Here is a 6,770-nt window from a genome sequence, read left to right as displayed (position 1 = left end):
ATGCACGGGTTTTTTATTTTACAAGTTTACGTGTTTGTTTTAAAAAATGTCCAATTTTTTTAATGATTGGTTCGATTGAATCGCCATCTTTTAAAATATCGTATTCATTAATGTTTAATCGTAAAACAGGGCATGAATTAAAGTTATTAATCCAGTTATCGTAACGTCCATGCATCTCTTTCCAATATTCAATTGGTGTTTGCTGCTCCATGGGACGTCCTCGTTCTTGAATACGATCGACAATATCATCAAAAGAACCTTCTAGGTAAATTAATAAGTCTGGATGAGGGAAGTAAGGAGTCATGACCATAGCATCAAATAACCCTTTGTATGTCTCATAATCAGTTTCAGTCATTGTACCCTTTTCGTAATGCATTTTTGCGAAAATACCAGTGTCCTCATAGATAGAACGGTCTTGAACAAAACCGCCACCATATTCGAAAATTCTTTTTTGTTCTTTAAATCGTTCTGCTAAAAAGTACACTTGTAAGTGAAAGCTCCAGCGTGTGAAATCAGCATAGAACTTGTCCAAATATGGGTTGGAATCTACTTTTTCAAAAGATGTACGATAACCTAAAGCGTTAGCCAATGCAGTTGTCATAGTTGATTTACCGACACCTACTGTYCCAGCAATAGTGATAACTGCATCATTTGGTATATCATATTTTTGCCTTAAATTCATTGTTATTTCGACTCCTTCAAGAGAGTATTTTGAAGAGCTGATAAGATGACATTTAAATCATCATGATTTCTTACAAAATCCATATCGTCTCCATTAAATTTYAATACYGGAATATYYGGATGGTCCTTTTTGAAAGCATCCATTGCTGTTTCGTAATCTTTTGTAAGCTGTAGCAAGTAATTTGGATCCATATTTTTTTCGAATTCTCTTCCGCGCATGACAATTCGTTTTTGTAATGTTTCTAGGCTCGCTGTTAAATAAACGATRACATTTGGYACAGGCATATCTTGCGTAAGAATGCGATAAATTTGCATGTACTTGTCATATTGAGAATCTTTTAATGTACGGGATGCAAAAATTAAATTTTTAAATATATGATAATCTGCTACTACAGGCTTTCTTTGATTCAAATACTTTATGTTAATATCCTCTAGTTGTTTGTATCTATTACAAAGAAAGAACATCTCTGTTTGAAAACTCCATTCGTCGATGTCTTCGTAGAATTTTCCTAAAAAAGGATTTTCATCAACAATCTCTTTTAGTAAGTGGAGTTGCATGTGAGTTGAAAGTTCCTTCGCAAGTGAAGTTTTTCCAACACCAATTGGTCCTTCAACCGTGATAAATGGTACTCCGGTCACGCTGTTTCCTCCTTTCAATCAGTGATTTACCGTGACTACTAAAAACACAAAACAGAATTATTGTAGCACAAGAGGGGAGCGAGCGGACTAATTTGATATAAAAAGTTAGAAAATAGATATGTATTAATTAAATTTTATTTGGGATGACGGTACAATATTTGCCTTTAATGTGGCTTCCATTATTTTTAAAGCATGTTCATTATCTTGCTCGTTATTAGAAGCGATGCAATCCCGTGGTACATAAAGTGTATAATTTCTCATATGGGCATCATTAGCTGTAAAAAGGATGCATATGTTCCCGGCAATTCCTGTTAAAATGAGATTTTCGATTTTTAAATAACCTAATAAAGAATTCAAAGGTGTTTCATAAAAAGCAGAGTAATGTGGTTTAATAAAAATRTAATCGTCAGTATGCGGAGCAATGGCCTCGATAATATTTTTACTATACTCATTTGTACAATGGGTGATAAGTTGATCAATATCAGATCTCCAAAGTTGATAGTGATCATTGACATAAATTATYGGATAGCCCAATGATTTCATGGTGTCCTTTAATTGTAAAATGGGGTTCTTTATAATTTCACATTTCTGTGCCAGGATGGRTCCGTGGGAGAATTGAAAATCATTAATCATATCGATAATGAGTAAGGCAGTATTTTTCATATGTAATTCCCTCTCTTTCTTCTTTAGGTTGGATTGAATTTGTAAAAGTTATCCCACCTGCAAGAAATGAAAAAGTGTATTTTATTTTTGGTGAAAGGACTATATTATGGAGCGAGATATATATTTTATGCAGTTAGCAATAGAGGAAGCGAAGAAGGCGGAGGCGATACAAGAGGTACCAATTGGTGCTGTAATTGTGCTAGATGGTGAAGTGATTAGTGTCGCACATAACTTAAGAGAAACTGAACAGAGATCAATAGCTCACGCCGAACTCTTAGCTATTGATGAAGCTTGCAAAAAGTTAGGGACATGGCGTTTAGAAGATGCAACGTTATATGTAACATTAGAACCTTGCCCAATGTGTGCAGGGGGAATTGTTTTATCGCGTATAAAACGGGTTGTATATGGTGCGAGCGATCCGAAAGGTGGATGTGCAGGTACGTTGATGAATCTTTTAACTGATGAGCGTTTTAATCATCAGTGTGAAGTAGTGCCTGGTGTACTTGAAGAAGAATGTGGTACGTTGTTAACGATTTTTTTTAGGGAGCTTCGTAAGAAAAGAAAAGAAGTGAAAAAACTAGAGAAAAGTAATGGTAACTAACGTATTTGCATTTTGTAAAAAAACAAGTTATACTAATAATGCCTTATCCAAGGCAACCGAATATTGGTTTTAACTTTGCCGTGCTAAGCGGGGAGGTAGCGGTGCCCTATACTCGCAATCCGCTCTAGCGAGGCTGAATCCCTTCTCGAGGTTATGTTGCTGTAAGGTCTGCCTTAAGTAAGTGGTGTTGACGTTTGGGTCCTGCGCAACGGGACCCCGTGAACCTTGTCAGGTCCGGAAGGAAGCAGCAATAAGCGGGTTTTCTCGTGTGCCGCAGGAGTGCCTGAACCGAGCTAACTGCTTGAGTAACGCTTATGGTACGTAATCGACAGAAGGTGCACGGCAGTTATATATGTATACAAAACTCACCTTTATATAAAGGTGAGTTTTTTGTATGGAAAATAACTTTTGGAATCTATAAACAGAATGGGTTATAATAAATAAGATAATAACCTTTGAGGGAGGCCGTATTTTCGTGTCATACCAAGCGTTATACCGAACATGGAGACCGCAAAAATTCGAAGATGTAGTCGGTCAAAAGCACGTGACAAAAACGTTGCAAAATGCCCTTCTTCAAGAGAAAGCTTCACATGCTTATTTGTTTTCGGGTCCGAGGGGAACAGGGAAAACGACAATTGCAAAAGTATTTGCAAAGGCAATTAACTGTGAACACGCCCCGGTAGCTGAACCTTGTAATGAATGTCCTTCTTGTTTAGGAATTACACAAGGGTCTATTTCAGATGTATTAGAAATTGATGCGGCTTCAAATAACGGTGTAGATGAAATTCGAGATATAAGAGATAAAGTAAAATATGCTCCAAGTGCTGTAGGATATAAAGTATACATTATTGATGAAGTTCACATGCTTTCTATGGGTGCCTTTAATGCGCTTTTGAAAACTTTAGAAGAGCCGCCAGGACATGTTATTTTTATTCTGGCGACAACAGAACCGCATAAAATTCCAGCTACAATTATTTCGCGTTGTCAGCGTTTTGAGTTTCGAAAGATATCAGTAAATGATATCGTTGAGAGATTATCGACGGTCGTGACAAATGAAGGTACGCAAGTAGAAGATGAAGCGTTACAAATCGTAGCGCGTGCCGCCGAAGGTGGTATGCGTGATGCGCTCAGTCTTATTGATCAAGCTATTTCTTATAGTGATGAGACGGTGACGAGTGAAGATGTTTTAGCTGTAACAGGATCTGTATCTCAGCGATATTTGGGTGACCTGGTAGAATGTATACGTGAAAATGATGTATCAAGAGCGTTACGTATTATAGATGAGATGATGAGTAAAGGGAAAGATCCAGTTCGCTTTATGGAGGATTTCATTTACTACTATCGTGATATGCTTTTATATCAAACTTCACCACAATTAGAACATATGTTGGAACGGGTAATTGTAGATGATCAATTCCGTACGTTAAGTGAAGAAATGCAACCGGAAGTAATCTATGAAATTATTCATACCCTTAGTAAGGGACAACAGGAGATGAAGTGGACAAACCATCCAAGAATATTCTTGGAAGTTGTTATGGTGCAACTGTGTCAGCAGTTTATGATGCAAGCAAACGGCGCAGATCGTTTACAAGCGATTATGAACAGGATGCAGCAGTTGGAGAAAGAGTTAGAGCAAGTTAAAAAGAATGGCGTGCCAGCTGGTGTGCAGCAGGAAGTAAGAGAGACGCGGGCAACACCAAAACCGGTACGAACAGGAAGTATGAAAATTCCTGTTGGACGTGTGAATGAAGTGTTAAAGCAAGCGAAGCGTCAAGATTTAGAACAGTTAAAAGCTGTATGGGGCGAATTATTAGGAAGGCTCAAGTCACATAACAAAGTAGCATTTGCTGTTTTATTAGAAAATAGTGAACCAGTTGCGGCTTCGGATGATACCTATGTGTTAGCATTTCAATATGAGATTCATTGCAAAATGGCTAGTGAAAATCGAGAAGCGATGGATACATTGGAACAAACYCTTTTTGAATTGTTAAGTAAAAGGTTAAATATGATTGCTATCCCAAAAAGTGAATGGGGTAAAATTCGTGAAGACTTTTTACAACGCGAAGGCGGGGATTCTGAAGAAAGCCCAGAACAAAAAGAAGATCCTCTTATAGAAGAGGCTGTAAAATTAGTAGGGCAAGAACTTATTGAAATAAAAGAGTAATAATAATGAGGAGGAATTAATTATGATGCGTGGCGGAATGGGAAATATGAATAATATGATGAAACAAATGCAAAAGATGCAAAAGGACATGGCGAAGGCGCAAGAAGAGCTTGGCGAAAAAACAGTTGAAGGTACAGCTGGCGGCGGAATGGTTACTGTTATTGCGAATGGTCATAAGCAAGTTCTTGAAGTGAAAATTAAAGAAGAAGTTGTAGATCCAGAAGATATCGAAATGTTACAAGACTTAGTATTAGCTGCAACGAATGATGCACTTAAAAAGGTTGATGAACTTTCAAACTCTACAATGGGCAAATTTACAAAAGGCATGAACTTACCAGGTGGAATGTTCTAGGAGGATATTGATATATGCATTATCCAGAACCGATATCAAAATTAATCGATAGTTTTATGAAGTTGCCAGGAATTGGACCGAAAACAGCGGTTCGATTGGCATTCTTCGTGTTAGATATGAAAGAGGATGATGTACTAGGTTTTGCGAAAGCACTTGTGAATGCAAAGCGAGATTTAGCGTATTGTTCTGTGTGCGGACATATCACTGACCGCGATCCTTGTTATATTTGTGACGATTCGCATAGGGATCAATCGGTTGTTTGTGTAGTACAAGAGCCGAAAGATGTAATTGCGATGGAAAAAATGAAAGAATATCAAGGTGTATATCATGTTTTGCGTGGTGCCATTTCTCCAATGGAGGGAATTGGACCAGAGGATATTAATATCCCGCAGTTATTAAAGAGACTGCAAGATGAAACAGTACAAGAAGTGATATTAGCAACAAACCCTAATATTGAAGGGGAAGCCACAGCGATGTACATATCCCGCCTCTTAAAGCCAACAGGAATTAAAGTAACTCGTATTGCACATGGTCTGCCAGTTGGTGGAGATTTAGAATATGCAGATGAAGTAACACTATCGAAAGCTTTAGAAGGCCGTAGAGAGATATAAGAGGAGAAGGGAAAATGTTCTTTCAAAAAAAGGGTAAGTTGCGTAAAGAGTATGACGATAAGTTAATTGTATTATTAGAAAAGGTAAAGAATGAATGGCTACGTCAGAAGAGACTGGTTGAACAAAGTGTTGAGCCGTCTCAAGATGTACTTTGTTCTTTAAAAATAGCAGAGGCGAAATATTTTTTCTTGTTAAAAGAAGCAAAACGTCGTCCTGTGAAAATGGAACAATGGTAAAAGGTCCYGCTTTAAAGCGGGACCTTTTRCTTTTTATMGATTTATTTGTGAGTAATAGGGCTACTTTATTTTTGGGATATAAAGAGGAGAAAGAAAAAATGGGAATGGAATTAGTTGTATCTAATTGCTAGTGCTTAGAAGAAAGATTACTGATTAAAGGTTATAAAGATGAAGTGGTAGGAGTTATGTTATAGATGTTCTTTTTTCTTGTCTTGTCCCATACAAATGGATATGTATAGGTCATTCATAAGGAGGAAAAAATGAATTCTACAATTATTATTGTTGGCATTCTTTCTTTAGTTTTTATTTTTCTTGTTTTTGGTGTTTCTGCTAAACCAATACGTTTTATAGGGAAAGCACTCTTTCATGTCACTTTAGGTATAGCGTTACTATTTATTGTGAATGTTGCAGGGACATATTTCGGTTTTCATATTCCAATTAACATGGGCACAGCTACAGTATCAGGTTTATTAGGGGTGCCAGGTGTTGCTGCATTAGTGATTATTAAGCTATATATAATGCCAAGATAAATTTATTTTGGCATTTTTTAAAAAAGCGTTGACTTATCGATTAGTAATATGATAAATTAATAAGTGTCGTCAGGAACGAAAGAAAAAAGTTGTTGACAGATTCAAGTCAAAATGTTAAATTRTAAAAGTCGCTGAAACGCGRYRTTGAACTTTGAAAACTAAACGAAACAAACAACGTGAAACGTCAATTTTTATTTTTAGATGCTAGACAAACTAACTTTATTGGAGAGTTTGATCCTGGCTCAGGATGAACGCTGGCGGCGTGCCTAATACATGCAAGTCGAGCGAATGGA

The 6,770-nt window shown here is 37.0% G+C and carries 9 protein-coding genes, 1 rRNA gene and 1 other RNA gene; 8 read left to right on the top strand and 3 right to left on the bottom strand.

From position 1 onward, the window contains the following. Positions 1-13: 13 nt before the first annotated feature. The 3 genes from AC1DJR_RS13650 to AC1DJR_RS13640 all read right to left on the bottom strand — a co-directional run bounded on the left by AC1DJR_RS13650 (position 14) and on the right by AC1DJR_RS13640 (position 1,983). Positions 14-682: a deoxynucleoside kinase gene (locus AC1DJR_RS13650; protein ID WP_002009620.1), complete on the bottom strand. Its 669-nt coding sequence runs from the start codon at positions 680-682 to the stop codon at positions 14-16. A gap of 2 nt (positions 683-684) precedes the next feature. Then, complete coding sequence (locus AC1DJR_RS13645; protein ID WP_477002816.1) at positions 685-1,320, bottom strand: deoxynucleoside kinase; 636 nt, start codon at positions 1,318-1,320, stop codon at positions 685-687. Between the two features lie 123 nt (positions 1,321-1,443). Then, positions 1,444-1,983 carry a cysteine hydrolase family protein gene (locus AC1DJR_RS13640; protein WP_477002815.1) on the bottom strand — a complete coding sequence of 180 codons (540 nt, stop codon included), beginning with the start codon at positions 1,981-1,983 and terminating at the stop codon, positions 1,444-1,446. A gap of 106 nt (positions 1,984-2,089) precedes the next feature. Here AC1DJR_RS13640 and tadA point away from each other — a divergent pair, with 106 nt between their 5' ends. The 8 genes from tadA to AC1DJR_RS13600 all read left to right on the top strand — a co-directional run. Next, positions 2,090-2,584 carry a tRNA adenosine(34) deaminase TadA gene (gene tadA / locus AC1DJR_RS13635; RefSeq protein WP_002029304.1) on the top strand — a complete coding sequence of 165 codons (495 nt, stop codon included), beginning with the start codon at positions 2,090-2,092 and terminating at the stop codon, positions 2,582-2,584. Between the two features lie 78 nt (positions 2,585-2,662). Beyond that, positions 2,663-2,927, top strand: an RNA gene (gene ffs, locus AC1DJR_RS13630) — signal recognition particle sRNA large type. 132 nt (positions 2,928-3,059) lie between these two features. Then, the gene (dnaX, locus tag AC1DJR_RS13625) at positions 3,060-4,748 is read left to right on the top strand and encodes a DNA polymerase III subunit gamma/tau (protein ID WP_002029302.1); all 1,689 of its coding nucleotides are present in this window, start codon (positions 3,060-3,062) and stop codon (positions 4,746-4,748) included. Positions 4,749-4,773: 25 nt separating this feature from the next. Then, positions 4,774-5,100 (top strand): YbaB/EbfC family nucleoid-associated protein, encoded by a 327-nt coding sequence (locus tag AC1DJR_RS13620; protein ID WP_170935248.1) that lies wholly within the window; start codon positions 4,774-4,776, stop codon positions 5,098-5,100. A gap of 14 nt (positions 5,101-5,114) precedes the next feature. Next, positions 5,115-5,711: a recombination protein RecR gene (gene recR, locus AC1DJR_RS13615; protein WP_002009629.1), complete on the top strand. Its 597-nt coding sequence runs from the start codon at positions 5,115-5,117 to the stop codon at positions 5,709-5,711. 14 nt (positions 5,712-5,725) lie between these two features. Continuing rightward, on the top strand, positions 5,726-5,947 hold the full coding sequence (locus AC1DJR_RS13610) for a YaaL family protein (protein ID WP_002009631.1): 222 nt from the start codon (positions 5,726-5,728) through the stop codon (positions 5,945-5,947). Between the two features lie 260 nt (positions 5,948-6,207). Next, complete coding sequence (locus AC1DJR_RS13605) at positions 6,208-6,477, top strand: pro-sigmaK processing inhibitor BofA family protein (protein ID WP_429687436.1); 270 nt, start codon at positions 6,208-6,210, stop codon at positions 6,475-6,477. Between the two features lie 219 nt (positions 6,478-6,696). Beyond that, a 16S ribosomal RNA gene (locus tag AC1DJR_RS13600) occupies positions 6,697-6,770 on the top strand; the annotation flags it as partial.

This window comes from Bacillus sp. 05T31, from assembly GCF_056396725.1.
The sequence above is the reverse complement of the archived record's forward strand: the minus strand, read 5'-3'. Positions and strand labels throughout refer to the sequence as shown.

Excerpts from the sequence above, each read along its gene's own strand:
- tadA (WP_002029304.1), top strand. The coding sequence starts at position 2,090 with ATGGAGCGAGATATATATTTTATGCAGTTAGCAATAGAGGAAGCGAAG.
- AC1DJR_RS13605 (WP_429687436.1), top strand. The coding sequence starts at position 6,208 with ATGAATTCTACAATTATTATTGTTGGCATTCTTTCTTTAGTTTTTATT.
- AC1DJR_RS13610 (WP_002009631.1), top strand. The coding sequence starts at position 5,726 with ATGTTCTTTCAAAAAAAGGGTAAGTTGCGTAAAGAGTATGACGATAAG.
- AC1DJR_RS13620 (WP_170935248.1), top strand. The coding sequence starts at position 4,774 with ATGCGTGGCGGAATGGGAAATATGAATAATATGATGAAACAAATGCAA.
- recR (WP_002009629.1), top strand. The coding sequence starts at position 5,115 with ATGCATTATCCAGAACCGATATCAAAATTAATCGATAGTTTTATGAAG.